Raw genomic sequence first — 25,193 nt, 5'->3', positions numbered from 1 at the left:
GACGCGGCGGCGGTCGCCGCCGAGGCCGCCGCGGCCCGGGCCGCGCACCGCTGACGGCACGCGCGCCGCGCAGGGTCGGCGCCCGCAACGTCCGCGCGCGGCGTGGACGCCCCTCGCCCGCCGGGTGCCGCGCGGGCTAGCGTGCGGCGCGTGGCACGCACCTACTCGCACGTCGTCATCGGGGCCGGCGCGGTCGGCTCGGCCGCCGCGTACTGGCTCGCCCGCGCGGGCGCGGAGCGGGTGCTGGTCGTCGAGCAGTTCGACCTGGTGAACTCGCTCGGCTCCTCCGGCGACCACTCCCGGATCATCCGGCGGTCCTACCACCGGCCCGAGTACGTGCACCTGACCGACGCGATGTACGCCGCGTGGGACCGGGTCGAGCGCGAGTCCGGCCTGCAGGTGTTCACGCGCACCGGCGGGCTCGACCTCGCCCCGCCGACCGCCGACGGCGCCGACCGCCTCGCCGTGTTCCGGGACGCGATGACCGCGGGCGGGGCGTCCTTCGAGGACCTGTCGACCGCCGACCTGCGCGCCCGCTACCCCCAGTGGCAGGTGCCCGACGGCACCACGGCGCTGCACCAGGCGGACGCGGGGCTGATCGACATCCGCCGCTCGGTCTCCGCGCACACGTCGCTGGCGCTGGCGGCGGGCGTCGAGTTCTGGCCGCACACCCGGGTCACGGGGGTCGACGTCCGGGACGGCGGCGTCACGGTCCGGACCTCGGCGGGCGACGTCGAGGCGGGCGGGCTGGTCGTCGCCGCGGCGTCCTGGCTCGGCGACCTCATGCCGGACCTGGGGCTCGACTTCCGGCTGACGCTGTCCGAGGAGCAGGTCGACTACGTCGCGTCCTCCCGGCTGACCGACTTCACGCCCGACCGGTTCCCGATCTGGGTGTGGCACGGCGACGAGGTCATGTACGGCTTCCCCGTCTACGGCGAGGCCGCGGTCAAGATCGCCCGGGACATGCGCGGGCACTTCGTCACCAGCGAGGGCCGCACGCACCGGGCCGACCCGGCGACCACCGAGCGGTCCCGGGACTTCCTCGCCCGGCACCTGCCCGCCGCGGCGGGCCCCGCGCTGCGCAGCGCCGTGTGCGTGTACGACATGCCGCCGGACCGGGAGTTCGTGCTGGACACCGTGCCGGGCCACCCGCACGTCGCGGTGTTCAACGGCGCGGGGCACGGCGGCAAGTTCGCGAGCCTGGTGGGGTCCGTGCTGGCGGACCTGGTGACCGCGGGGTCCACACCGCACGACATCGGGCTGTTCTCCCTGACCCGGCCGGCGATCACCGACCCGGGGTACGCGGCCGACTTCGGCCTGCACGCCTGAGCGCGGGCGCACCCGAGGTCCGTCCGGCCCCGGGCGCGCCGGGGCTCAGGCCGGGCCCGCCCCCGGACCCGCCGTCCCGCCGAGCCCCAGCACGGCCAGACCGCTGCCGTCGCCCTGCTCGAACACCGGCCGGTCGCGCCCGCACCGCGCGCAGACCTCGTACAGCGCCTGCGCGCCGCCCTTCTCCGGGTTCCGCCGCACGCGCCAGGCGTGCCGTCCGACCGTGCACCGCAGCGACCGCATCGTCGCCCTCCTCCCCTGGACCGGCCCGACCACGGTCCCGCGGGCGCGACGGTGCCGTCAACCACCCGGAGAGGTCACATCCCGACCATGTAGGTCCCGTCGTGGGGCTCGTACCCCGGCCGGTCCCGGCCGCAGCGCGCGCAGACCTGGTACTGCGCCCCCGCGCCGCCCTTCTCGGGGTTCCGCCGGTTCTCCCAGACGTGCCGACCGACCATGCAGCGCAGCGGACGCATGACCCGCCTCCTCGCTCGTGCGGTCCGTCCACGGTCCTCCCCGCGCCGCGCGGGAGTCAACGACCCCGGTCACGTCACCGAGCCGTGGGCCCGACCGCTCAGCCCCGGCGCACCGCGTAGCGCAGCCACAGCGTCCCGTTGCCGAACCCGCGCTGCTCCAGCAGCTCCAGGTCGAGCGGCACGCCCTCCGGCCAGAACCGCAGCCCGCCACCCACCGACACCGGCGCGAGATACGGCTGCACCTCGTCGACGATCCCCGCCCGCAGGGCGTGCGCCGCGAGCGTCGGGCCGTCGACGGTGACGTCGTGGTCGAGCCCCGCGACCCAGGAGCGCACGGCCTCGGGGTCGAACGACCGCTCGACCGTGGTCCGCGCCGTCGTCGGCTCCGCGAGCGTCGAGGAGTAGACGACCTTGTCGGCCGCCTGCCACACCGCGGCGTAGGTCCGGACGAACTCGGGCGGGTCCGGCGACTCCAGCGCCGTCTCCCAGAACGACATGGTCTCGTACATGCGGCGGCCGTACAGGTACGTCCCGACGGACCGCGTCTGCTCCGAGATGAAGTCGTGCAGCGCCGGGTCCAGCGCGCCGCCCCAGTCGCTGCTGCCGGACGCGTCCGCCGCGTAGCCGTCGAGCGAGGTGAACATCGAGTAGATCAGCCGCCCCATCGCCCTACCGTAGGGGCGGCCGCCGCGTGGGCGCGAGGGTCTGCGGGGGCGGGTGAAGTCGTGCGCCCCGGCTCGGGTGCCGCCCCCGGACGCCGATGGTGTGGGTGATGCCCTCCTCGATCACCCCGCCGCGACGACGCGTCCTGCCGCCCGGCCCGCTGCTCCTCGGCCCGGCCGCGCTCGTCGCCGCGCTCGCCGTGGTCGAGCACCTGACCGGGGTCGCGGGGCTGACCGCCGCCGGCGGCGCGCTGGCGGCGCTGTCGGCCGGCGTCGTGCTGCGGCAGCAGGTCCAGCTGCGCTCGCTCGAGGAGCGCGGGCTGTGGCGGTGGTGCGGCCGGTCGGTCACGGCCGTCGCCGCGGGCCTGGCGGTGGAGGCGCTCGTCGACCTGACCGTGCGCGGCCCGGCCGCGGCCGACCTGCGCGGGATCGCGCTGACCGTCGGCGGCGTCGTCGCCGTGATGTGCGCCCACCAGGGCATGCTCACCTGGAACCGGTTCCGGACGTCGGCCGTGCACCCGGTGGACTGGATCAACTTCGTCGGCTCGACGCTCGGCGCCCTCGCGCTGCTCGTGTGGGCCGTCGCGGTCGGCGTCCTGCCCGCGGACGCGCCGGGCTGGGCCGCCGAGGGCCACCTGGTGCGGGCCGCCGCCCTGGGGGTGCTGGCGGCGATGACGCTCGTCGTCACGGTGCTCGGCGGGCTGCGCGACGACCCGCGGGCGTGGCTGCTGCTGGTCGGCCTCGGGGCGATGGCCGTGGTCGAGCTGGTGCTGCTGCCGTGGCTCCCGGCCGACGGCGCGCCCGCCCTGCCGGTCGTCGTCAGCTGGACCGCGCTCACCCTGGTGACCGCCCGCGCGGGTGCGATCAAGCCGCCGCCGCTGCGCGGGCACTTCGCGTCGACGCTGGTGGTGACGACGTGCGCGATGGTCGCGATCGCCGCGAGCACCGCGGTCCTGGTGCTGGACAGCCTGCGCCCCGCGGGCACCCCGGTCGTCGCGCTGCTCGCCGCCGCCGGGGTCGCGGGCGGCTGCGCGCAGCTGCTCCGGACCGCGAGCGAGCTGGCCGCGCTGGCCGCCACCCGCAAGGAGGCCCGGACCGACCCGCTCACCGGCGTCGCCAACCGCCGGGCGATGCTGGAGGTCGCCGACCGGTTCGCCGCGGCGCGGACCGGGGCGGCGCTGCTGGTCATCGACCTCGACCGGTTCAAGGACGTCAACGACCGGTACGGCCACCCCGCGGGCGACGCCGTGATCCGGACGGTGAGCCGGCGGCTGCAGGCACGGCTCGACGGGGGCGCGCTGCTGGCCCGGTTCGGCGGCGACGAGTTCGGCGTCGTGCTCGACCACGACGACGTCGAGCGCGCCACGGTGGTCGCGCACGCGCTGCACGAGGCCGTGCGCGAGCCGATCGACGTGACCGGCCGGGTGGTCCGCCTCGACGCGAGCATCGGCGTCGCGAGCACCGCGTTCGGCGACCACCACGACGGCGAGCTGGTCCGGTGGGCGGACACCGCCATGTACGCCGCCAAGCGCGCGGGCGGCGGCGTCCGGGTGTACGACGAGGCCGCCGACGCGCGGGACCGCGACGAGATCGCGCTGGCCGACGAGCTGCGCGCCCTGCTGTCCGCCCCCGACGGCGACGCGCGGCACGGCGCCCTGGAGCTGCACTACCAGCCGCAGCTCGACTGCGCGGACGACCGGGTCGTCGGCATGGAGGCGCTGGTCCGGTGGGCGCACCCCGAGCGCGGCCTGCTCCCGCCGGGGGCGTTCATCGACCTGGCGGAGCAGACCGGCTCGATGTTCGCGCTGACCGAGCGGGTGCTCGCGCAGGCGACCCGGACGGCGGCGCGCTGGCAGGCCGAGGGCCGCGACCTGCCGGTGGCCGTCAACCTGTCGACGTCCTGCCTGGGCCATCCGGGGCTGCTGCCCTCGCTGGACGGCGCGCTCGCCGCCGCCGGCCTGCGCCCGGAGGGGCTGGTCGTCGAGATCACCGAGACGACGCTCATGCACGACCCGCGGCACGCCGTCGCGGTGACCCGGGAGATCGCGGACCGCGGCATCGGCCTGGCGATCGACGACTACGGGTCGGGCTACTCCTCGCTGACCTACCTCAACGAGCTGCCGGCCGGCGAGCTCAAGCTCGACCGGTCGTTCACGATGCGGCTCACGTCGGACGACCGCACCCGGGCGATCGTCTCGGGAACGCTGGAGCTCGCGCACCACCTCGGCCTCCGGCTGATCGCGGAGGGCGTCGAGGACGCCGAGACCGCCGAGGCGCTGCGCGGCATGGGGTGCGACCGCACGCAGGGCTACCTGCACGGCCGGCCGATGCCGCTGGCCGACGCGGACGCCTGGCTGCGCGCCCGGGACGAGGCGGGGCGCGCGGCGGCGGTCGGCGCGTAGCGGCGGGGGTCGGCGCGTAGCGCCGCGTGCGCGGGCCGGGGCGGTCGCGCCCGTGGGGTCGCGAGGGCCCCGCTCGCCGTCGCGTCGCGCACCCGGCGCCCCGCGAACCCAGCGAGCCTCGCCGACCCCGCAAACCCCACCGATTCTCGCGAGGCCACCCGATGGATCGGGTGGCCTCGCGAGAATCAGGTGGGGATCGGGACCGCGCGGGTCAGCTCGCGCCCGCCCCGGCCCCGGCGCCCGCCCCGGCGCCCGCGCCCGCCGCGGCCGCCGCCTCCGGCGCCGCCAGCGGGAACAGCCGCGCCAGCACGTCCGCCAGCGTCACCACGCCGAGCGTGCGCCCGCCGTCGAGCACCAGCGCCAGGTGCTGCCGCTGCTCCCGCATCTGCGTGAGCGCGCCCGACACCGGCGCGTCGGCCTCCAGCCGCAGCACCGGCCGCGCCAGCGCGCCGACGGGCGCCTCGTCCGGGTGGGCGAGCGTGTCGCGCACGTGCACGACCCCGTCCAGCCGGTCGCCGGCGCCGACGAGCACCCGCAGGTGCCCCGAGCCCTTCGTCGCGGCCCGCACGTCCGCCATGGTGGCGTCCGGCGCGACCGCCGTGGGCGAGCCGCCGGCGCGCACCAGGTCCCGCACGGTCAGGGACTGCAGCTCCAGGGCCCCGGTCAGCTGCCGCGAGTAGGCCGCGTCCAGCGCACCCACGTTGGTCGAGTGCTCGACCAGGTGCCGCAGGTCGTCCGGGTTCTGCCCGGTGGCGACCTGGTCGGCCGGCTCGACGCCGACCCGCCGCAGGCACCAGTTCGCCGCCTCGTTCAGCACGCGCAGCAGCGGCCGGGTGAGCCACATGAACGCGCGCATCGGGGTGGCGAGCAGGATCGCGGACGTCTCGGGGTGCGCGATCGCCCACGACTTGGGCGCCATCTCGCCGACCACCAGGTGCAGGAAGGTGACGATGATGAGCGCCAGGACGAACCCGGCGACGTCCGCGAGCCAGAGCGCGACGCCCCAGCCCTCGAACAGCGGGGTCAGCCAGTGGTGCACCGCGGGCTTGGTCACGGCGCCGAGCGCCAGGGTGCACGCGGTGATGCCGAGCTGGGACCCGGCGAGCAGCACGGTGAGCTCGGTCGAGCTGCGCAGCGCGGCCCGGGCGGACCGGCTGCGCGGCGCGGCCTCCTCGAGGCGGTACCGCTTGGCGGCGAGCGCCGCGAACTCCACGGCGACGAAGAACGCCGACAGGGCGATCAGACCGACGGTCACGATCACCACGACGAGCGGGCTCATCGGTTCTCCTCCTGGTCGCGCTCGACGGCGTCGGCGCGCTCGTCCTCGGTGGGCGGCGGGTCGGCGGGCACGGTGACCCGCACCAGGGCCGGGACGTGCCGCTCGATCTCCAGCACGTCGACCCGCATCCACACGGGGTCCGGCTCGCCCGCGTGCGCGAGCTCGCCCGGGTCGTCCGGCAGCAGCACGACCACGCTGGTCCCGGCCGCGGGCAGGGAGCCGTGCGCGGCGATGACGAGGCCGCCGATCGTCTCCCAGTCGCCCGAGGGCAGGTCGCGCCCGACGGCCCGCTCCACCTCGTCGACGTGGACGTCGCCGGCCATGGTCCAGGCGCCGTCGTCCTCCGCGAGGGTCGGCGCGTGCACGCCGGTGTCGTGCTCGTCGGTGATCTCGCCGACCAGCTCCTCCGCCAGGTCCTCGAAGGTCAGCACGCCGGCGAAGCCGCCGTACTCGTCCAGCACGCACGCGAGCTGGTTGCGCCCGGCCGCGAGCTGCCGCAGCGCGTCGGGCAGGGCCATCGACGTGGGCATGAGCTCGGACGCCCGCATGAGCCGCTCGACGGGCTCGCCGGGGTCGGTGGCGACCAGCACGTCCTGCAGGTGCACGACGCCCAGCACCTCGTCGTCCGCGGACAGCACCGGGTACCGGGAGTGCCCGCTGGCCATCTGCTCGCGGACGTCCGCGACGGTGGCGCCGGCGCGCACGACGTCGACCCGCGACCGCGGGATCATCGCGTGCTCGACGTCCTGCTCCGGGAAGTCCAGGATCCGGTCCAGCAGGACGGACAGCTCGCGCGGCAGGTCCCCGGACTCGGCGGACTCGGCGACGATGTGCTCGAGGTCGCGCGCGGTCGCGGAGTGCTCCACGTCGTGCACGGGCTCGATGCGCAGCAGCCGCAGCAGGGCGTTCGACGCGGAGTCGAACACCCGGATCAGCCAGCCGAACACGGTGAGGTACGCGGTCGTCGACGACGCCAGCTTCACCGCCACGGGCTCGGGGCGGGCGATCGCGAGGTTCTTCGGGAACAGCTCGCCGAACAGCATCTGCACGAGCGTCGACAGCAGCAGCGCGAACACGGTGCCGACGGCCACGCCGACCGCCGTGGGCACGCCGACGCCGCCCAGGGCCTCGCCGAGTGCGTCGCCGATCAGCGGCTCCGCCACGTACCCGACGAGCAGGCCGGTCACGGTGATGCCGAGCTGGGCGCCCGACAGCATGAACGAGGTGCGCCGGGTCACGGACAGCGCGCGGCGCGCGCCGGCGTCACCGTCGGCGGCGCGCGCGTTCAGCCGCGACCGGTCGACGGCCATGTACGCGAACTCCTGCGCGACGAAGTACCCGGTCGCAGCGGTGATCGCCAGCACGACGAGCACGCCCAGGAGCAGGGACAGCACCCACATCAGATCTCACCCCCCGTCGCCGTCTCGCACGGGCGCAGGGGGTCGGTACTACTGTCGCCGTCCATCTCTCTCCAGGTCGGGGGCACGATCGACAGCCTCAACGCGCCGGGTGCCGCCCGGGTTCCCGCGTTCCGGGACCAATGTCCCGCGGCCTGGCCGGCGAGTCAGACCCAGTACCCCGACGACGCCGAGTAGGCCCCCTGGTACTGCCCGCGCCGCAGCCGGATGGCGTTCCGCTTCAGGTCGTACGCCAGCAGCCGCCACTGCGGCACCGTCCAGCGCCGGGCGACGGAGGCGAGCGCCCGCGCGCGGTCGACGAGCGGCAGCGGGGCCACCAGCGGCTCGGCCATCATCCGGTAGGCCAGGTACCACTGCGGGAACGCCACCGGCCGGCGGAAGCCCGGGTCGTAGCTGCGCACCTGGACGATCGGGTCCGCGCCGACGGCCTTGCTGTTCTGGTTGTCGTGCCGCCGGCACCGGAACAGCGGCTCCGGCACCACGACCCACTCCGCCCGCAGCGCCGACCGGATGCCCAGCACGATGTCCCCGCCGAAGAACCGCGGGTGCCCGCCCATCGCCCGCAGCGCGTCGGTGCGGAGCACCCCGCCCCAGGCGATCGCCTGCCAGGACTGGCGGCGCAGCAGCTGGTCGACCCGCTCCGCGGGCGCCAGGCCGAGGTATTGCAGGTCCTCGTCGTCCATGGAGCCGACGACGTCGCCCGCGGCGTCCACGAGCGTCACCCGCGGGAACGCGATCTCGGCCTCGGGGTGCGCGAGCAGCGCCTCACGGCAGCGGACCAGGTGCTGCGGCTCCACCACGTCGTCGGCCGCGTTCCAGAGGAACAGCGGCGCGCGGGCCAGGTCGAGCACCCGGTTGAAGTTCCACGGCACGCCCCGGTTCTGCTCGGAGCGCACGTACCGGAACCGCGGGTCGGCCTCGGCGAACGCGCGGGCGATCTTGCCGGTCTCGTCGGTCGAGCCGTTGTCGGAGACGATCACCTCGATGTCGCGCAGGTCCTGGTCCCGCAGGGCGGTCAGGGCCTCCTCGAGGTAGAGGTCGCCGTTGTAGACCGGCACGCCGACGCTCACGAGCGGCGTGGGGCGGTCGTCGGCCGGCCGCGCGGGCACGGCGTCCTCGGGCAGCTGCACGGGCGGGCCTCCTCTGACGCACCCGGGCCGACGGCGCTGCCTGCCCGAAATGTGGCGATTGTCCGGGATGCTACGCCGGGTTCACCCGTTCGCGCGCGCGGTTCCTCACCCGTTCGTGCCGGCGCCGTCCTGCAGCCCCAGGTGCACGACCAGCAGCGCGATGTCGTCGTCGGGGGCGTCCCCCGCCGCGCCGCGCGCGAGCACCGCGTCCGCGAGGAACCCGGCGTCCAGCGTCGCCGCGCCGGTGGCCCGGGCCTGCGCCTCGGGCGCCAGCTCCGCGACGAGCTCGGCCAGGGCGTCGATCCCCTCCTGCAGGTGCGCCCCGCGCCGCTCCACCAGGCCGTCGGTGTAGAGCAGCACCGTCGAGCCGCGCGGGAGCTCCACCACCGAGTCCGTGCGGGCGTTGCCCGGCGACACCCCGAGCACCAGCTCGGGCCGGGGCGCCCGCAGCTCGCGCACCGTGCCGTCCGGGGCCACCAGCAGGGGCGGCAGGTGTCCCGCGTTGGTCCACCGGAACCGGGTCGTGCCCGCGGCGCGCTCCTCGGGGGTCTGCTCCAGGCGCCCCACCACAGCGGTCGCCATCGCGTCCACGCGGAGCGTGTCGAGCGCCTGGTCGAGCGCCCGCAGCACCTCGGCCGGGCTGCCGCCGGTGGTCGCGGCGATGCCGCGCAGCAGGGTGCGGACCTGGCTCATCACGGCCGCCGCGTGCCGGTCGTGGCCCATGACGTCGCCGATCACCACGACCGTCGACCCCTGCGGCTGCAGGAAGGCGTCGTACCAGTCGCCGCCGACCTGGGCGGCCCGGGCGGCGGGCACGTACCGGACGGCGACCTCCAGGTCGTCGGGCTGGGCGGGCGCGGACAGCAGCGCGCGCTGCAGGGTCTCGGCCATCCGGCGCTGGCCCTCGTACAGCCGGGCGTTGTCGAGCGCGAGCCCGGCCCGGTCCGCGACCTGCACCAGCAGCGCGAGGTCCTCGTCGGTGAGGTCGGGGTGCCCGTCGTCGAGGAACAGCGAGATCGCGCCGACCGTGCGGCCCCGCGCGCGCATCGGCAGGGCGTACCCGGTGCGCGGCGCCAGGGCGGCGAACACCTCCCGCGCCTCGCCGGTGAGCAGCGGCAGCACGGCCGCGGTCGCGTCCGTGATCACGACGGGCTCGCCCGAGCGCAGCGCGCGGTGCAGGAACGAGGTCGGCGACAGCGAGGCGAGCCGGAGCTGGGTGTAGCGCGCCACCGCCCGCCGGCGCGCGGGATCCGCGTGGTAGCCCGCGATGTCCCGGAGGTGCCGGCCCTCGTCCCACAGCGTCACCAGCGCCCAGGAGCCGAAGTGCCGCACCACGTGCCGCGCGAGCCGCCCGACCGCGTACTCCGTGTCCAGGGTCGAGCTCAGGTCCTCGCTGACCGTCGCGAGCAGCGCGAGCCGGCTCGTCGCCGCGTCGGCCTCGGCGAGCGCGGCGGTCCACCGCTCCTCGAGCCGGCGGCGCTCGGTGATGTCGTGGAAGTACACCGACAGCCCGTCGGGGCCCGGGTGCGCCCGCACCTCGTACCAGCCGTCGAGCGGCGGCGGGTAGTACGCCTCGAACGACCGCGCGGCCCCGGACTCGACCGCGCCGCGGTAGTGCTCCTCGAACGCCGAGCCGACCGACAGCGGGAACAGGTCCCAGATGACGCCGCCGAGCAGCTCGCCGCGGGTGCGGCCCAGCACGCGCTCCGCCTCCGCGTTGACGTAGGAGAACCGCCACGCGTCGTCCAGCAGGAAGAACGCGGTCTGCATCGTCTCGAGCACCCGCGCGATCCGGGCGTCGGCCTCGCGCTCGGTGGTCGTGTCGTACGCCGCGCCGAGCACGCGGACCGCGGTGCCGTCCGGGCCGGGCAGCGCCATCCCCTTCGCCTTGACCCACCGGACGGCGCCCGAGGGGTGCACGACCCGGTACTCGGCCGTGTACTGCGCGACGCGGTCGATCGCGTCCTGCAGCGCCGCCGCGACCCGCGCCCGGTCGTCGGGGTGCAGGCAGGCGTCGAACGCCTCGATGGTGCCGCCGAACGTGCCCGGCTCCAGGCCGAAAATGGCGTGCAGCTCGTCGTCCCAGGCGAGCGCCCCGGTGACGAGGTCCCAGTCGAAGCTGCCGACCTCGCCGGCGGTCACCGCGAGCTGCCAGCGCACCCGGTCGGCCTCGTACTCGACGGCGAGCGCCGACAGCTCGAGCTCCGCGACGGCCGAGGCGGCCAGGTCGGTGAGCACCAGGACGTCGTCCGTCGACCACGCCCGCACCTGGGCGTCGTACACGCACAGCGCGCCGACGACGTGGCCGTCCTTGCCGACCAGCGGGACGCCCAGGTACGCGCGCACCCGGCCGTCGGCGACGACGTCCAGGTCGCGCAGCCGGTCGTCGGCGCGCGCGTCCGCGACCACCAGCGGCGCGCCGAGAGAGGCGGTCACCGCGCACACCTGGTCCTGCAGCGGGCTGCGCAGGCCGGTCGCGCCGACGACGGGTCCGGCCTCCGGCGGGGCGGGCGTGCCGTCGTCGGCCGTCGGCACGTCGGCGAGCAGCGAGACCTGCGACGACGGGGCGGCGAGCAGACGGGACGCGAGCTGGGCGAGGCGCTCCAGGGCGGGGTTGCCGACCGACGCCAGCAGCCGCTGCACGGCGGCCCGCGACGACGGCTCCGCCGGGCTCCCCTCGGGATGGTCGGGCACAGGTCCCTCCATCTGTCGCGGCCTGGCTGCAGCATAGGCGAGCCGGGTGGTGCCGCAGGCGCGATCGGCGCCCGGCACGGCGACGGGGGCGGCGCGCCGTCGCCGACGCACCGCCCCCGTCGGGCGGCTCAGGACGACGCGAGCACGTGCGTCGGCGCGCCGCCGTCCGCCCGGTCGGTCGGCTCCCCCGGCGCGACGCGGTCCCGGTCGTCGGCCATGAGGAACCGCGCCACCAGCGTCACGGCGAGGATCACGCCCGCCATGATCAGGTACGAGTGCGCGAAGCCGATCGCCGCGTACGAGGCACCGAACACCGACGCGAAGATCGCGATGCCGATCTGCTTGGCGAAGTTGAAGCCCAGCATGTAGGCCGTCGCGGAGATCCGGACGTCGAACATCCGGGTGATGTACTTCATCACCGACACGAGCAGGAACGGCATCTCGATCGCGGCCAGCAGGCGCCAGGCGATCAGCAGCCACTCGTGCGTGAAGAACGCGGAGCCCAGGACGCGCACGAGCAGGATCGCCGCGAACACCATGAGGCCCTTGCGGGCACCGATCTTGTTGACGATGAACGGCGCGGCGACCATGAACGCCGCCTCGGCGAAGATCTGCACCGCCACGACCCGGGAGAACAGCACCTCGGGGTCGCCGCTGGCGACGAACGTGGCGAAGTAGTTCGGGAACTGCTGGTCGAACACGTCGTACAGCGCGGCGGTGCCGAACATCAGCACGACGAAGCCGAGGAAGTTCCGGTCGCGGAGCAGCGCGAGCACGGTCTCCTTCGAGACCTTGGTGCCGCCCGACCCGGCGTCCGCCTCGGCGCCGGCGGCCGCGGCCGCCCCGTCGCCCCGCGGCACCCGCGCGACGAACAGCAGCGTGCCCAGCACGATCGCCGACACCGAGCCGGCCCACCAGATGCTGTCCGGGTTCGCGGCCCAGATGAACCCGCCGACCAGCGCCGCGGTGCCGCCCGCGAGCGAGCCGAACAGCCGGGCGTGGCCGTACTCGTAGCCGTTGGCGCGGCTGGCCCGCTCGCTGAACGCCTCCACGACACCGACGCCCGAGTTCAGGCACAGGCTGAGGAACACGCCCCCGACGACCGCGGCCAGGTACTCGTTCACGCCGATCAGCGGCTGGAACACGAACACGAAGAACGGGCCCATGAACGCCGCGCACAGCACGACGAACGCGAACAGGTACTTCTTGAATCCGAGCCGGTCCTGCAGGAACCCGTAGACGGGCTGGAGGGCGAGCGCCGTGATCGCGGAGACGGTGCTGACGACGCCGATCGCGCCGGTGCCCATGCCCTCGCGGGCGAGCCACAGCGGCAGGAACGTGAACGCGAGCTGCCAGATGGCGAAGTAGAAGAAGAACAGCCCGCCGTAGTTCCAGAACACGCCGCGCTTCAGCGACTCCAGGGCGCTCGGGCGCTGCTCGGCGGCGGGGGTGGTGCTGGTGGTCACTGCGGGTCTCCGGCGGGGCTGAGGACCTCGGTCGAGGTCGGGGTGGGGCGGGTGTCGGGCACCGGGGTGCCCCACAGCGGGTTGCCGTGGTCGTCGAACCGCAGGACCTGGGCGCGGGCGTGCCGGTTGGGGTCCTGCAGCGGGTCGCCGACGATCTCGGTGTAGGTGCGGGCGTGGTAGACCAGCACCGGCGTGCCGTCGGGCAGCTCGGTGAACGAGTTGTGCCCCGGCCCGTACTGGCCCGCGGCGGGGTCCGAGACGAACACCGGGGTCTCGCTCTTGGTCCACGACGCCGGGTCCAGCAGGTCGCTGCCCAGATCGGCGGTCAGGACGCCCATGGCGTAGTCGATGCCGGTCGCGGCGCCGGAGTACGTGAGGAACACCCGGCCGCCGCGGACCAGGACCGAGGGGCCCTCGTTGACCCAGAACCCCTTGACCTCCCAGTCGAACTCCGGGCGGGACAGCTCCACGGCCGGGCCGGCCAGGGTCCAGGGGTTCGCCATCGGGGCGATGTACAGGTTGGAGTGCCCGCGCACGTCGAACGCCTGCTGCGCCCAGACGAGGTACTGCGTCCCGTCGATCACCGCGGACGTGGCGTCCAGGGCGAACGACTCCCACCCCGTGTCGACCTGGCCCCGCTCGACCCACTCGCCCTCGAACGGGTCCGCGGCGGTGTTCTCCAGCACGTACACCCGGTGGTTGAACGTCTCGGCCGTGCCGGGCACGTCGACCGTGCCGTGGTCGTCCGGCGCCGCGGCGTAGTACACGTACCAGGCGCCGTCGACCCGGTGGATCTCCGGCGCCCAGATCAGGTGCGACTGCGGACCGGACGCGTGCCGGGTCCAGATCGTCACCTCCTCGGCCGCCTGGAGGTCCTCCAGCCGCTCCGCGCGCCGCAGCACGATCCGGTCGTACAACGGGTGCGACCCCGTGAAGTAGTACTGGCCCTCGTGCCGCAGCACGCACGGGTCCGCCCGCTGCAGCACGATCGGGTTCACGCCCACGCCGGCGCCGACGTCCGTCACTGTCGTCTCCTCGTCGAGAGCGCCGGGCTCGTTCCCGGCGGACTTCTCCATCGTTGTATGTTAACGCTCACACAGGCTACGCCCCGCTGTCCAACCGACGGCCGGGACGCTGGTCCCGGCGCGTCCCGGACCCGGGCACCGCCCGCCGGTAGCCTGTCCGGCGCACCGTCCGCCGACCACCCGGAGCCCCGCATGCCCGCGCCCGACCCCGCCCCGCGCCCGGCACCCGCCGCCGGCGGCGCCCGGTTCACCCCGGGTGCCCGCGACTCGCGGATCCCGCCGCGGTGGCTCCCCCGTGCGCTCGCGATGGCCGTGGCGGCCGCGTTCGCCGGCATCCTCATCTGGCGCGCCGCCTCGATGCTCGGCAACGTCATCACGATCATCGTGATCTCGTGGTTCGTCGCCCTGGCGATGGAGCCGATGATCCTCTGGCTCGGCCGGCACGGCGTGAAGCGCCCGCTCGCCACCGGCATCACGATGATCGGCGCGCTGGTGCTCGGCATCGCGGTGCTCGGCCTGCTGGGCGGGCTGTTCGTCAACCAGCTCGTCGACCTCGTGCAGTCGATCCCGGGCTACTACGCGGACCTGCGCGAGATGGCGGCCGACCGGTTCGACGTCGAGCTGCCCCGCACCGACGAGCTGCTCAGCAACGCCGGCGACTACGTCGGCAGCATCGCGCCGGGCGTCATCGGCGTCGGCACCTCGATCGCCGGCGGGCTGTTCACCGCCACCGCCGTGCTGCTGGTCGTCTACTACATGGCGAGCGCCGGCCCGAAGTTCCGCGCGGCCGTCTGCCGCTACCTCGCCCCGCACCGGCAGCGCGAGGTGCTGCGGCTCTGGGAGGTGTCGCAGGACAAGGTCGCCGGGTTCATCAACTCCCGGCTCGTGCTCGCCGCCATCTCCACGGTCGCGACCTGGGCCTTCCTCGCGCTCATCCAGATCCCGTACGCGCTGCCGCTCGCCGTGTTCACCGGCCTGGTCTCGCAGTTCATCCCGACCGTCGGCACCTACATCGGCGGCGCGCTGCCGGTGCTCGTCGCGCTGACCGTGTCGCCCCTGCGGGCCCTGGCGGTCCTGGCGTTCATCATCGGGTACCAGCAGATCGAGAACCTGGTGCTCACCCCCAAGGTGTCCCAGCGGTCGCTCGCGCTGAACCCGGCCGTCGCGTTCCTGTCGGTCATCGCCGCCGGGGCCGTGTTCGGGGCGCTCGGGGCGTTCCTCGCGCTGCCGGTCGTCGCGACCATCCAGGCCGTGCTGTCGACGTACCTGCGCCGGCACGAGCTCGTCGACCCGTCGCTGCTCCAGGAGGAGAACGTCGGCCGGCGCAAGGAGGGGGACCGCGCGGACGCCGACGTCCCCGGCGAGGGCGAGCTGCGTCCCCCGGTCGCGTCCCCCGGCGACCCGGCCTAGCGTCGGGCGCACCGGAGCCGCGAGGGCGCCGGACCCGACCCGAGGAGGACGCGTGACCGACTCGACCGACGACTGGATCCCGGACACCCCCGGCGAGGACCCCGACGCACCGGACGCCGAGCCCGAGCGGGACCTCGGCGGCGTGGACCGCGGCGACGACGTGGCGCAGGACCTCGAGGAGAACCTCGAGGACGGCGCGCTGACGGCGAGCCCGGACCCCCTGGACCCCCCGGACTGAGCCGCTCCCGTTCCCCGGAACCTCTCGAGTGGGCCCTCAGGCGTAGAAGACGTCCTCGACCGCCTGGCGGGAGCGGCGGGACGCCCGCAGCCACGCGTCCTCCAGGTCCTGGCCCGAGCCCGAGGGGTAGCCGAGGACCGCGGCCAGGCCGGTCAGCACCTGGCGGTCGTGCGGCAGGACGTCCGCCGCGCCGCCGGTCCGGCCGGTCCACAGCACCAGCGCGTCCCGGAGCCGCGACGCCAGGTCCCACGCCTCGGCCAGCACCGCCGCGTCGTCCTCGGACACCAGCCCCGCCTCCCGGGCCGCGGCCAGCGCGTCGAGCGTCGACGTCGTGCGCAGGCCGGGCACCTCGTGCGCGTGCCGGAGCTGCAGCAGCTGGGCGGTCCACTCGACGTCGGCGATCCCGCCGCGCCCGAGCTTGAGGTGCCGCGTCGGGTCCACGCCGCGCGGCAGCCGCTCGGACTCCACCCGGGCCTTGATCCGCCGGACCTCGCGCACGCCCGCGGCGTCCAGCCCGCCCGCGGGGTACCGCAGCGGGTCCGCCAGCGCGACGAACCGCTCCCCCAGCGCCGCGTCGCCCGCCACCGGCCGCGCCCGGAGCAGCGCCTGGCTCTCCCAGACCAGCGACCAGCGGGCGTAGTACTCGGCATACGCGTCGAACGAGCGCACCAGCGGGCCGTTCCGGCCCTCCGGGCGCAGGTCGGCGTCCACCTCCAGCGCCGGCTCCGGGCCGACCGCGCCGAGGAGAGCGCGCAGCCGGGTGGCGACACCGGTGGCGAACTCCTGCGCCAGCACGCCGTCGACCCCGCCGTCCGCACCGCGCACCGGGTCGTGCACGAACAGCACGTCGGCGTCCGACGTGTAGCCCATCTCGCGTCCGCCGAGCCGCCCCATCGCCACGACCAGCAGGGCCGTCGGGTCGGCGGCCAGCCCGCGGGCCGCGCGCTCCTCCCACGCCGCCACCCGCAGCGCGCCGGCGAGCAGCACGTCGGCGGTCGCGGTGAGGCTGCGGGACGCCCGGGTGCCCGTCACGACGCCGAGCACGTCGGCGACGGCGGTGCGCGCGAGCTCCCGGCGGCGCAGGGCGCGCAGGGCGGTCGCCGCGGGCACGGGCTCGGTGGCCCGGGTGAGGATCGCGTCCGCCTCGGCGGCGAGCCGGTCCTGGCTGCGCGGCTCCAGCTCGGCGTCGTCGTCCAGCCAGGCCACCGACTCGGGCGACCGGGCCAGCGCGTCGGCGACGTACCGGGACGTCGACAGCGCGCGGGCCAGCCGCTCGGCGGCGGTGCCGGAGTCCCGGAGCATCTTGAGGTACCAGTGCGTGCCGCCGAGCGTCTCGGACAGCCGGCGGAACGCGAGCAGCCCGCCGTCGGGGTCGGGCCCGTCCGCGAACCAGCCGATCATCACCGGCAGCAGCTGCCGCTGGATCGCCGACCGCCGGGTCACGCCCTCGGTCAGCGCCGCGATGTGCCGCACCGCCCCGGCGGGGTCCCGGTAGCCGACCGCTGCAAGCCGCTCCCGGGCCGCCTCGGGCGCGAGGCTGACCTCCTCGGTGGACAGCTGCGCGGTCGCCGGCAGCAGCGGCCGGTAGAACAGCGCCTCGTGCAGGTCGCGGACCTCGCGCCGCACCTGCCGCCAGCGCTCGAGCAGCCCCTCGGCGCCCTCGGCGCGCATGCCGAGCGACCGGGCGAGCCGGCGCAGGTCGGCCTCGGCCGTCGGCATCAGGTGGGTGCGGCGCAGCCGGTGCAGCTGGATCCGGTGCTCGATCGCCCGCAGGAACCGGTAGCAGACCGCGAGCTGCCCGGCGTGCTCGCGCCCGACGTACCCGGCGGCCGACAGCGCGGCCAGGGCGGTCAGCGTGTTGCCGCTGCGGATCTCCGGGTCGGCGCGGCCGTGCACGAGCTGCAGCAGCTGGACGGTGAACTCCACGTCCCGCAGCCCGCCGACGCCGAGCTTGATCTGCCGGTCGGCCTCCGCGGCGGGCACGTTCCGCTCGACCCGGCGGCGCATGGCCTGGGAGTCGGAGACGAAGTTCTCCCGGCGGACCGCCTGCCACACCATCGGGTTGGTCGCCTCGACGTACGCGCGGCCGAGCTCCGGGTCGCCGGCGAGCGGCCGGGCCTTGAGCAGCGCCTGGAACTCCCAGGTCTTCGCCCAGCGCTCGTAGTACGACCGGTGCGAGTCGAGCGTGCGGACCAGCGGGCCGTCCTTGCCCTCGGGGCGCAGCGCGGCGTCGACCGGCCACAGCGCCGGCTCGCCGGACGGCGCGGCGCACGCGCGGGCCAGCGCGGTCGCGAGCCGGGTCCCGGCGGCCAGCGCCTCCGCCTCGTCGGCCCCGTCGACCGGCTCGGCGACGTAGACGACGTCCACGTCGCTCACGTAGTTGAGCTCGCGGCCGCCGGTCTTGCCCATGCCGATGACGGCGAGCCGCACTGAGGCGCCGTGGTCGTCGAGCTCGGCGCGGGCCAGGGCCAGCGAGGCCTCCAGCGCCGCGGCGGCCAGATCGGCGAGCGCGGCGGCGACGCCCGGCAGCCGGGTGAGCGGCTCGCCGGACGTGAGGTCGGTGGCGGCGATCCGCAGCAGCCGGCGCCGGTACGCGCGGCGCATGGCGTCGACGCCGTCGGGCCCGGCCACGCCCGCCACGGGGACCGCGGCCCCGGGGTCCGCGCCGACCGCCGCCAGCAGCTCCGCGCGCACCTCCCCGACCGGCACGCCGGTGCCCGGGGCGTCGTCCAGCACGACGTCCAGGTGCTCGGGGTGCGCGCTCAGGTCGTCGCCCAGCGCGACGGACGCCCCGACGACGGCGAGCAGCCGGTCCCGCGCCGGGCTGTCCTCGGCCAGCGCCGCGGCCAGCCGGTCGCGGCGCTCGGCGTCGGGCTCCACGGCGCCGGCGATCTTCGCGAGCGACAGCAACGCCTGGTCGGGGTCGGCGGACTCGGCGAGCGCGGGGACGAGCGCCTCGGACGCGAGCGGCGCGGCGCCCGGGAGGCCGTCGGGGCCGGGTGCGGCGCGCGGCGCCTCCTCGTCCGGGACGGCGTCCGCGCCGCCCACCAGCCGCAGCAGCGCGGCGTCGGCCAGCAGCCGCTCCGCGCGCGCGACGTCCGCGAACCCCGCGCGGGTCAGCCGACCCGCGAGCGTGCTGCCCCGACCGACCGACGTGCTGCTCACGCCCTCACGCTACCGACCGCCGCGCGACCTGCGCCTCCGCATCCGGAAACGCCGAGATGGCAACTCTCGGCTGCGTCACCGCGGGGGCGCACAGCCGAGAGCTGCCATCTCGGCGAGATCAGCACCCGGGTCAGAGCATCGGGAGGAAGCGGCGCAGCTCGTAGGGCGTGACCTGGGAGCGGTACTCCTCCCACTCCCGCTTCTTGTTCTTCAGGACGAAGTCGAACACGTGCTCGCCCAGCGTCTCGGCGACGAGCTCGGACCGCTCCATGACCGCGATGGCGTTCTCCAGCGTGGCCGGCAGCGGCTCGATGCCCAGCGCGCGGCGCTCGGCGTCGGTCAGCTCCCACACGTCGTCGTCGGCGCCCTCGGGCAGCTCGTAGCCCTCCTCGACGCCCTTGAGCCCCGCGGCCAGCAGCACCGCGAACGCCAGGTACGGGTTGGTGGCCGAGTCGACCGCGCGGTACTCGATGCGCGCGGAGTTGGACTTGCCTGGCTTGTACATCGGCACCCGGACCAGCGCGGACCGGTTGTTGTGGCCCCAGCAGATGTACGACGGCGCCTCGGCGCCGCCCCACAGCCGCTTGTACGAGTTGGTGAACTGGTTGGTCACGGCGGTGATTTCGGCGGCGTGCTTGAGCAGGCCCGCGATGAACGACCGCGCCGTCTTCGACAGCTCCAGGTGGCCGCCCGGCTCGTGGAAGGCGTTCCGGTCGCCCTCGAACAGCGACAGGTGGGTGTGCATGCCCGAGCCCGGCTGGTCGGCCAGCGGCTTCGGCATGAAGGACGCGAAGACGCCCTGCTCCAGCGCGACCTCCTTGACCACGGTGCGGAACGTCATGATGTTGTCCGCGGTGGTCAGGGCGTCGGCGTACCGCAGGTCGATCTCGTTCTGGCCCGGGCCGGCCTCGTGGTGGGAGAACTCCACCGAGATGCCCATGGACTCCAGCATCGTGATCGCGGCGCGCCGGAAGTCGTGCGCCGTGCCGCGCGGCACGTGGTCGAAGTAGCCGCCCTGGTCGACGGGGACCAGCGGCTGCGTCGGGTCGGCCGGGGCGTCGAACAGGTAGAACTCGACCTCGGGGTGCGTGTAGAAGGTGAAGCCCTTCTCGCTGGCCCGGGCCAGCGCGCGCTTGAGCACGTTGCGGCTGTCCGCCAGCGACGGCTCGCCCTCGGGGGTGAGGATGTCGCAGAACATCCGCGCGGTGCCGTGCCGCTCCCCGCGCCAGGGCAGCACCTGGAACGTCGTCGGGTCGGGCTTGGCGATCATGTCCGCCTCGTACACCCGGGTCAGGCCCTCGATCGAGGAGCCGTCGAACCCGATGCCCTCCGAGAAGGCCGCCTCGAGCTCCGCCGGCGCGACGGCGACGGACTTCAGCGTCCCCAGCACGTCGGTGAACCAGAGCCGGATGAAACGGATGTCGCGCTCCTCCACGGTGCGGAGGACGAACTCCTGCTGCCTGTCCATGGGGGACATCCTGCCTGATCCGTGTGTCCGCGAGGTGACGCACGCGCCGGGCCTCGTCGCGCCGGGCCCCTCCCGGCCGGAATAGGCTCACCGGTATGCCTGACCAGACCGGACTCCGCGTCGCCCTCGCCCAGATCGACACCTGCGTGGGCGACCTCGCCGGCAACGCCGACGCCGTCCTCACGTGGGCCCGGAAGGCCGCCGAGGCCGGCGCCGACGTCGTCGCGTTCCCCGAGATGACGATCACCGGCTACCCCATCGAGGACCTGGCGCTGCGCGCCTCGTTCCGCCGCGGTGCCGAGCGCGCGCTCGCCGACCTGGCGCGGGCGCTGGACGACGCCGGCCTGGGTGACCTGACCGTCGTCGTCGGCACCGTCGGCGAGCGGACGCAGCGCGAGCACGACGACGCCCCGGCCCGCCCCACGAACCAGGCGGTCGTGCTGCAGCGCGGCTCGGTGCACCAGCGGTACGACAAGCACCACCTGCCGAACTACGGCGTGTTCGACGAGTTCCGCATCTTCACGCCCGGCGGCGAGCCGACGGTGGTCGAGGTGGCCGGGCGCCGCATCGGGCTGCTCATCTGCGAGGACATCTGGCAGGACGGCCCGGTCGCCGAGCTGTCCGACGACGACATCGACCTCCTGCTCGTCATCAACGGCTCGCCGTTCGAGGAGGGCAAGGGCCACATCCGCACCGACCTGGCCGCGCGCCGGGCCGCCGAGGTCGCCGCACCGCTCGCCTACGTGAACATGGTCGGCGGCCAGGACGACCTGGTGTTCGACGGCGGCTCGTTCGTCATCGGCCCGGACGGCACGCTGCTGGCCTCGGCGCCGCAGTTCGTCGAGCACCTGCTGGTCTGGGACCTGCCGGCCCGCGGGGCGGCCCTCGAGCGCGGGACGACCGCCCAGCCGCTCGACCCGGACGAGGAGATCTACCGGGCGCTCGTCACCGGCCTGGCCGGCTACGTCCGGAAGAACGGCTTCCGGTCCGTCGTGCTCGGCATGTCCGGCGGCATCGACTCCGCGCTGGTGGCCGCGATCGCGGCGGACGCGATCGGCGGCGACAAGGTCGTCGGCGTGTCGATGCCGTCGCGCTGGTCGTCGGACCACTCCAAGGACGACGCGGCCGACCTGGCGAAGCGCGTCGGCGCCGACTACCGGGTGCAGGCGATCAAGCCGATGGTCGACGCGTTCGAGGGCGAGATGGCGCTCGACGGCGTCGCCGCCGAGAACCTGCAGGCCCGGGTGCGCGGCGTGATCCTCATGGCGCTGTCCAACGCCGAGGGCCACCTGGTGCTCGCGACCGGCAACAAGACCGAGCTCGCGGTCGGCTACTCGACCATCTACGGCGACGCCGTCGGCGGGTACGCCCCGCTCAAGGACGTCGACAAGTCCCGGGTGTGGGCGCTCGCGCGCTGGCGGAACAACCACGCCCTCGACGCCGGCGACCTCCCGCCGATCCCGGAGAACTCGATCACCAAGCCGCCGTCGGCCGAGCTCCGGCCGGGCCAGGTCGACCAGGACTCGCTGCCGCCGTACGACCTGCTGGACCAGGTGCTGGACGCCTACGTCGAGCACGCCGAGGGCCGCGCCGAGCTGCTGGCCCGCGGCTTCGACCCGGAGATCGTCGACCGGGTGCTGCAGCTCGTCGACCGCGCCGAGTGGAAGCGGCGGCAGTACCCGCTCGGCCCCAAGGTCACGGCGCTGGCGTTCGGCCGGGACCGTAGGCTGCCGATCACCACGCGCTGGCGCGAGCCCGTGGACACCGCCGCCTCGGCGGGGACCACCGCGCGCGCGACCGGCACGACCACCGACACCGTGGAGCAGCACTGATGTCCGAGCAGCCGACCCCGGCAGCCCCCCCCGCACCCGCGCCGCGGCGCGTCCGCGTGCACCACCTCGCCGAGGCGAAGGCCCGCGGCGAGCGGCTCACGATGCTCACCGCCTACGACTTCGCGACGGCGCGCATCTTCGACGACGCGGGCATCGACCTGCTGCTCGTGGGCGACTCGATCGGCAACACCATGCTCGGCCACGCGTCGCCGATCCCGGTGACGGTCGACGAGATGATCCCGCCGACCCGCGCCGTCGTGCGGGCCGCCCGGCGCGCGCTCGTCGTCGCGGACCTGCCGTTCGGCTCCTACGAGACCGGCCCGGCGCAGGCCCTCGCGACCGCCGTGCGGTACCTCAAGGAGGCCGGCGCGCACGCCGTGAAGTTCGAGGGCGGCGTGCGGGTGGCCCCGCAGATCCGCGCGCTCACGGACGCCGGCATCCCGGTCGTCGGGCACCTGGGCTTCACCCCGCAGTCGGAGAACACGCTCGGCGGCCACCGGGTGCAGGGCCGCGGCGACGAGGCGGCCGAGCGGCTCGCCGAGGACGCCCTGGCCGTGCAGGAGGCCGGCGCGGTCGCGGTCGTCCTCGAGATGGTGCCGGCGCCGGTCGCCGCGCGCGTCACCGAGATCCTGCGCATCCCGACCATCGGCATCGGCGCGGGCGCCGAGTGCGACGGCCAGGTGCTCGTCTGGACCGACATGGCCGGCATGGGCGAGTGGTCGCCGCGGTTCGCCAAGTCGTTCGCCCCGGTCGGGCAGCTGCTGGGCGAGGCCGCCCGGGCGTACGCCGCCGAGGTGCGCGGCGGGCAGTGGCCCGACGCCGAGCACTCGTTCCTCAGCTGACCGGGTCGGGCGCGACGGCGGGCGGCCCCGACGGCGGTCGCCCGGGCGGCGATCGTCCGGGCGGCGATCGTCCGGGCGGCGGTGACCCGCGCGGCCGCCTCGGGCGGGGCTCGGCGGTCCGCGCGGTGCTCGCGGCCGGGGTCCTGCTGCTCGCGGCCGCGGCCGTCGTCGTGCTGCTCGCCCCCGACCGGCTCGGCCTGGCGGACCGGAGCCCGGTCGCCCAGCTCGTCGCGCTGCGCGGGCTCGTCGCGTGCCTGCTGGTCGGCGGGGCCGTGCTGCTGGTCGGGGCCGTCGCGGGCTGGCGGCAGGTCGCCGGGCGCGCGGGGGTGCGCCGGCCAGGCTGGCGCCTGCCCCTGGCGCTGGCCGCCGTCCTGGTGCTGGGCGCCGCCGCGCAGGGGGCCGTGGTCGTCGGTCGCGGCGTCGACGGCTCGGGCCCGGGGCCGGCCGCCGACGGCGAGCTCGTCGTGCTGTCGTTCAACACCTTCGGCGTCGTCGACGTCGACGACCTGACCGCCCTGGTCGAGCAGCAGGACGCCGACCTGGTCGTCCTGGCCGAGACGTCCGCCTCGACCGCCCGCGCCGTGGCCCGCGCGCTGACCGACTCCGGCCGCCCGACCACCGCCCTCGCCGCCGACTCGGAGAGCACCCGCGTCGACGGCGTCGCGCTCCTGGTCCGGGACAGCCTGGGCGGCTACACGCAGTCGTCCGCGGGCCTGCCCGCCACCGAGCTGGGCACCTTCGCCGCGGTGCGCGCCGGCGAGGAGCCCGCCGCGGGCGCCGGCGCCGAGGCGGTCAGGCGCCCCGCGACGGCACCCGCGCCGGACGTCGTGGTCGCGGCCCACACCCGCGCGCCGTCGGCGGAGTCGTCGATGCCGGACTGGCGCGCGCACGCGGCCGGGATCGCCGAGGTCTGCCGGAGCACGCCCGGCGCGATCGTCGCCGGCGACCTCAACGCCACCCTCGACCACCCCGGCCTGGACGACCTGGGCCCGTGCGTCGACGCGGCCGCCGAGGTCGGCGCGGCCGGCCTGGGGACGTGGCCCGCGGACGTGCCCCGCGTGCTCGCGGCGCCGATCGACCACGTGCTCGTCGACGGCCGGGCGTGGCGGGTGACGGCGTTCGGCGTGCTGGATCGGGTCGGCGCGAGCGACCACCGGCCCGTCGTCGCGCACCTCGCCCGCCGCTGACCCACGCTGCGGGCGCGCCGTCGGTGCCCCTGCGTGCTCCGATCGCTCCCCCCACCGCGAGCGTCGTCCCGCGTCGCGCGTGCTGCACCCGGTCCGCCCCCGGGCCCCCTACGCTCGTCGCATGCGCCGCGACTCCGCCGTCCAGCAGCCGGCCGCGGCGCGCTCCACGACCCCGTCGGGGTCCTCCGCCCCGCGCTCGTCGGCACCCCGGTCGTCGTCCCCGCGCGGCCCGCGCCCGCCGGCCCGGCAGCCCCGGCTGCGCCTGACCCGGCGCGGCGTGGTGGTCCTCGGGGTCGCGGCGGCCGTCGTCGTCGCCCTGGTCGTGACGCTCGTCGTCGCCGTCGTCCGGCTCCTGGGCGGTCCGGCGCCCGCCGCCGAGCCCGACCCGGTGCCGGTCGCCGTCGTCGACGCCTCGTGCGTGCTCGACGCGACGACCTCGCAGAACTGCTGGCCCGCGTTCGACGACGGCGCCGACCCGCAGCTCGAGATCTCGCCGTGGGTCACCGGTCGGCTCCGCGCCGGAGACGTCCGGTTCGTCCTCGAGCACGTGGCGGCGCGGTTCGACGCCGAGGTCGAGCCGGTCGACCCCGCGAGCTCGTGGGGCTGGGGCTACCGGACCGTGCGCGGCGAGGAGGACGAGGCCGGCGACGGGCTGTCGAACCACGCCTCGGGCACGTCGATCGACCTCAACGCGACCGAGCACCCGCTCGGCGCCCGGGACACGTTCGACGACGACCAGGTCGCGGCGATCCGCGCGATCCTCGCGGAGGTGCACCCGGCGGTCGCGTGGGGCGGCGACTTCGACGGCCGGCGCGACGAGATGCACTTCGAGATCGTCGGCTCCCCCGAGGTCGTCGCCGAGGTGGCCGCCCGCCTGCGCGGCGAGGCGCCGGCGGGCTGACCGCCCCGGGTCCGGCCGGGGTCACCCGGGACCGCGCGGCTCAGCGGTCCCGGCGGTCCTCCTCGTCCCACGCCTCGGTGCGGGAGCGGGCCTTCTCCAGCGCGTGCTGCGCCGCCTCGCGCGTCGGGTACGGCCCCATCAGGTGCGACCAGGTCGACTGCTTGCCCTGCTCGACCTGCCCGGTCTCGGTGTTGTAGTAGAACTCGTCGGCCACGGGTCCGTCCTCCTCGTCCTGGGCCGTCCGGCTCACCCGGCACGACCGCTTCTTC

General features: G+C 75.5%; 20 protein-coding genes. 8 read left to right on the top strand and 12 right to left on the bottom strand.

The genetic code is table 11. The features are described from left to right. Positions 1–150: 150 nt before the first annotated feature. Complete coding sequence (gene solA, locus J5O08_RS13085) at positions 151–1,329, top strand: N-methyl-L-tryptophan oxidase (RefSeq protein WP_218707323.1); 1,179 nt, start codon at positions 151–153, stop codon at positions 1,327–1,329. A gap of 45 nt (positions 1,330–1,374) precedes the next feature. Here solA and J5O08_RS13080 read toward each other — a convergent pair whose 3' ends face one another. The 3 genes from J5O08_RS13080 to J5O08_RS13070 form a co-directional block, all read right to left on the bottom strand. Further along, complete coding sequence (locus J5O08_RS13080) at positions 1,375–1,572, bottom strand: hypothetical protein (RefSeq protein ID WP_147796370.1); 198 nt, start codon at positions 1,570–1,572, stop codon at positions 1,375–1,377. Positions 1,573–1,646: 74 nt separating this feature from the next. After that, positions 1,647–1,805, bottom strand: a complete 159-nt coding sequence (locus tag J5O08_RS13075; RefSeq protein WP_218707322.1) for a hypothetical protein — start codon at positions 1,803–1,805, stop codon at positions 1,647–1,649. A gap of 98 nt (positions 1,806–1,903) precedes the next feature. After that, positions 1,904–2,470: a dihydrofolate reductase family protein gene (locus J5O08_RS13070; protein WP_217616096.1), complete on the bottom strand. Its 567-nt coding sequence runs from the start codon at positions 2,468–2,470 to the stop codon at positions 1,904–1,906. Positions 2,471–2,577: 107 nt separating this feature from the next. On the opposite strand from J5O08_RS13070, the gene J5O08_RS13065 reads away from it, so the two are divergent. Continuing rightward, positions 2,578–4,869, top strand: coding sequence for a bifunctional diguanylate cyclase/phosphodiesterase (locus J5O08_RS13065; protein WP_218707320.1), 2,292 nt, complete (start codon positions 2,578–2,580; stop codon positions 4,867–4,869). Positions 4,870–5,080: 211 nt separating this feature from the next. Here J5O08_RS13065 and J5O08_RS13060 read toward each other — a convergent pair whose 3' ends face one another. From J5O08_RS13060 to J5O08_RS13035, 6 genes are all read right to left on the bottom strand, one after another. Further along, positions 5,081–6,148: a hemolysin family protein gene (locus J5O08_RS13060; protein WP_218707318.1), complete on the bottom strand. Its 1,068-nt coding sequence runs from the start codon at positions 6,146–6,148 to the stop codon at positions 5,081–5,083. Then, the gene (locus tag J5O08_RS13055) at positions 6,145–7,548 is read right to left on the bottom strand and encodes a hemolysin family protein (RefSeq protein ID WP_218707317.1); all 1,404 of its coding nucleotides are present in this window, start codon (positions 7,546–7,548) and stop codon (positions 6,145–6,147) included. The genes J5O08_RS13060 and J5O08_RS13055 overlap by 4 nt, the downstream gene beginning before the upstream one ends. Before the next feature lie 164 nt (positions 7,549–7,712). Beyond that, the gene (locus J5O08_RS13050; RefSeq protein WP_218707316.1) at positions 7,713–8,696 is read right to left on the bottom strand and encodes a glycosyltransferase family A protein; all 984 of its coding nucleotides are present in this window, start codon (positions 8,694–8,696) and stop codon (positions 7,713–7,715) included. Positions 8,697–8,801: 105 nt separating this feature from the next. Then, positions 8,802–11,390 carry a SpoIIE family protein phosphatase gene (locus J5O08_RS13045; protein ID WP_218707315.1) on the bottom strand — a complete coding sequence of 863 codons (2,589 nt, stop codon included), beginning with the start codon at positions 11,388–11,390 and terminating at the stop codon, positions 8,802–8,804. 128 nt (positions 11,391–11,518) lie between these two features. Next, positions 11,519–12,856, bottom strand: coding sequence for an oligosaccharide MFS transporter (locus J5O08_RS13040; protein ID WP_147796363.1), 1,338 nt, complete (start codon positions 12,854–12,856; stop codon positions 11,519–11,521). Continuing rightward, positions 12,853–13,932, bottom strand: a complete 1,080-nt coding sequence (locus tag J5O08_RS13035; RefSeq protein ID WP_218707314.1) for a family 43 glycosylhydrolase — start codon at positions 13,930–13,932, stop codon at positions 12,853–12,855. The genes J5O08_RS13040 and J5O08_RS13035 overlap by 4 nt, the downstream gene beginning before the upstream one ends. A 141-nt stretch (positions 13,933–14,073) precedes the next feature. Here J5O08_RS13035 and J5O08_RS13030 point away from each other — a divergent pair, with 141 nt between their 5' ends. Continuing rightward, positions 14,074–15,291 carry an AI-2E family transporter gene (locus tag J5O08_RS13030; protein WP_218707313.1) on the top strand — a complete coding sequence of 406 codons (1,218 nt, stop codon included), beginning with the start codon at positions 14,074–14,076 and terminating at the stop codon, positions 15,289–15,291. A gap of 52 nt (positions 15,292–15,343) precedes the next feature. After that, positions 15,344–15,529, top strand: coding sequence for a hypothetical protein (locus J5O08_RS13025; protein ID WP_147796360.1), 186 nt, complete (start codon positions 15,344–15,346; stop codon positions 15,527–15,529). Between the two features lie 36 nt (positions 15,530–15,565). On the opposite strand, the gene J5O08_RS13020 is transcribed toward J5O08_RS13025, so the two are convergent. Both J5O08_RS13020 and J5O08_RS13015 read right to left on the bottom strand, forming a co-directional pair. Beyond that, the gene (locus J5O08_RS13020; protein ID WP_218707312.1) at positions 15,566–18,694 is read right to left on the bottom strand and encodes a bifunctional [glutamine synthetase] adenylyltransferase/[glutamine synthetase]-adenylyl-L-tyrosine phosphorylase; all 3,129 of its coding nucleotides are present in this window, start codon (positions 18,692–18,694) and stop codon (positions 15,566–15,568) included. Positions 18,695–18,824: 130 nt separating this feature from the next. Next, the gene (locus tag J5O08_RS13015; protein WP_147796358.1) at positions 18,825–20,162 is read right to left on the bottom strand and encodes a glutamine synthetase family protein; all 1,338 of its coding nucleotides are present in this window, start codon (positions 20,160–20,162) and stop codon (positions 18,825–18,827) included. Positions 20,163–20,257: 95 nt separating this feature from the next. Between J5O08_RS13015 and J5O08_RS13010 the strand changes: the two genes are divergently transcribed. The 4 genes from J5O08_RS13010 to J5O08_RS12995 all read left to right on the top strand — a co-directional run bounded on the left by J5O08_RS13010 (position 20,258) and on the right by J5O08_RS12995 (position 24,924). Further along, positions 20,258–21,994 carry an NAD+ synthase gene (locus J5O08_RS13010; protein WP_218707311.1) on the top strand — a complete coding sequence of 579 codons (1,737 nt, stop codon included), beginning with the start codon at positions 20,258–20,260 and terminating at the stop codon, positions 21,992–21,994. Continuing rightward, the gene (gene panB, locus J5O08_RS13005; protein WP_218707310.1) at positions 21,994–22,836 is read left to right on the top strand and encodes a 3-methyl-2-oxobutanoate hydroxymethyltransferase; all 843 of its coding nucleotides are present in this window, start codon (positions 21,994–21,996) and stop codon (positions 22,834–22,836) included. Before J5O08_RS13010 ends, panB begins: the two co-directional genes overlap by 1 nt. A gap of 125 nt (positions 22,837–22,961) precedes the next feature. Further along, positions 22,962–24,023, top strand: a complete 1,062-nt coding sequence (locus tag J5O08_RS13000; protein WP_218707309.1) for an endonuclease/exonuclease/phosphatase family protein — start codon at positions 22,962–22,964, stop codon at positions 24,021–24,023. 121 nt (positions 24,024–24,144) lie between these two features. Continuing rightward, positions 24,145–24,924, top strand: coding sequence for a M15 family metallopeptidase (locus tag J5O08_RS12995; protein ID WP_218707308.1), 780 nt, complete (start codon positions 24,145–24,147; stop codon positions 24,922–24,924). A gap of 40 nt (positions 24,925–24,964) precedes the next feature. On the opposite strand, the gene J5O08_RS12990 is transcribed toward J5O08_RS12995, so the two are convergent. Continuing rightward, a complete protein-coding gene (locus tag J5O08_RS12990) occupies positions 24,965–25,174 on the bottom strand; it encodes an SPOR domain-containing protein (RefSeq protein WP_308281601.1) in 210 nt (69 codons plus the stop codon). Positions 25,175–25,193: the final 19 nt, after the last annotated feature.

This window comes from Cellulomonas sp. PS-H5, from assembly GCF_019265565.1.
Lineage (GTDB): Bacteria > Actinomycetota > Actinomycetes > Actinomycetales > Cellulomonadaceae > Cellulomonas.
Note: the sequence above shows the minus strand (reverse complement) of the source record. Positions and strands in the feature narration are given on the sequence as shown.

Bases quoted from the DNA above. Each gene is read 5' to 3' on its own strand.
- J5O08_RS13055 (WP_218707317.1), bottom strand. From the start codon at position 7,548: ATGTGGGTGCTGTCCCTGCTCCTGGGCGTGCTCGTCGTGCTGGCGATC.
- J5O08_RS13070 (WP_217616096.1), bottom strand. From the start codon at position 2,470: ATGGGGCGGCTGATCTACTCGATGTTCACCTCGCTCGACGGCTACGCG.
- J5O08_RS13065 (WP_218707320.1), top strand. From the start codon at position 2,578: ATGCCCTCCTCGATCACCCCGCCGCGACGACGCGTCCTGCCGCCCGGC.
- J5O08_RS13080 (WP_147796370.1), bottom strand. From the start codon at position 1,572: ATGCGGTCGCTGCGGTGCACGGTCGGACGGCACGCCTGGCGCGTGCGG.
- J5O08_RS12995 (WP_218707308.1), top strand. From the start codon at position 24,145: ATGCGCCGCGACTCCGCCGTCCAGCAGCCGGCCGCGGCGCGCTCCACG.
- J5O08_RS13060 (WP_218707318.1), bottom strand. From the start codon at position 6,148: ATGAGCCCGCTCGTCGTGGTGATCGTGACCGTCGGTCTGATCGCCCTG.
- J5O08_RS13035 (WP_218707314.1), bottom strand. From the start codon at position 13,932: ATGGAGAAGTCCGCCGGGAACGAGCCCGGCGCTCTCGACGAGGAGACG.
- J5O08_RS13075 (WP_218707322.1), bottom strand. From the start codon at position 1,805: ATGCGTCCGCTGCGCTGCATGGTCGGTCGGCACGTCTGGGAGAACCGG.
- J5O08_RS13015 (WP_147796358.1), bottom strand. From the start codon at position 20,162: ATGGACAGGCAGCAGGAGTTCGTCCTCCGCACCGTGGAGGAGCGCGAC.
- J5O08_RS13010 (WP_218707311.1), top strand. From the start codon at position 20,258: ATGCCTGACCAGACCGGACTCCGCGTCGCCCTCGCCCAGATCGACACC.
- J5O08_RS13030 (WP_218707313.1), top strand. From the start codon at position 14,074: ATGCCCGCGCCCGACCCCGCCCCGCGCCCGGCACCCGCCGCCGGCGGC.
- panB (WP_218707310.1), top strand. From the start codon at position 21,994: ATGTCCGAGCAGCCGACCCCGGCAGCCCCCCCCGCACCCGCGCCGCGG.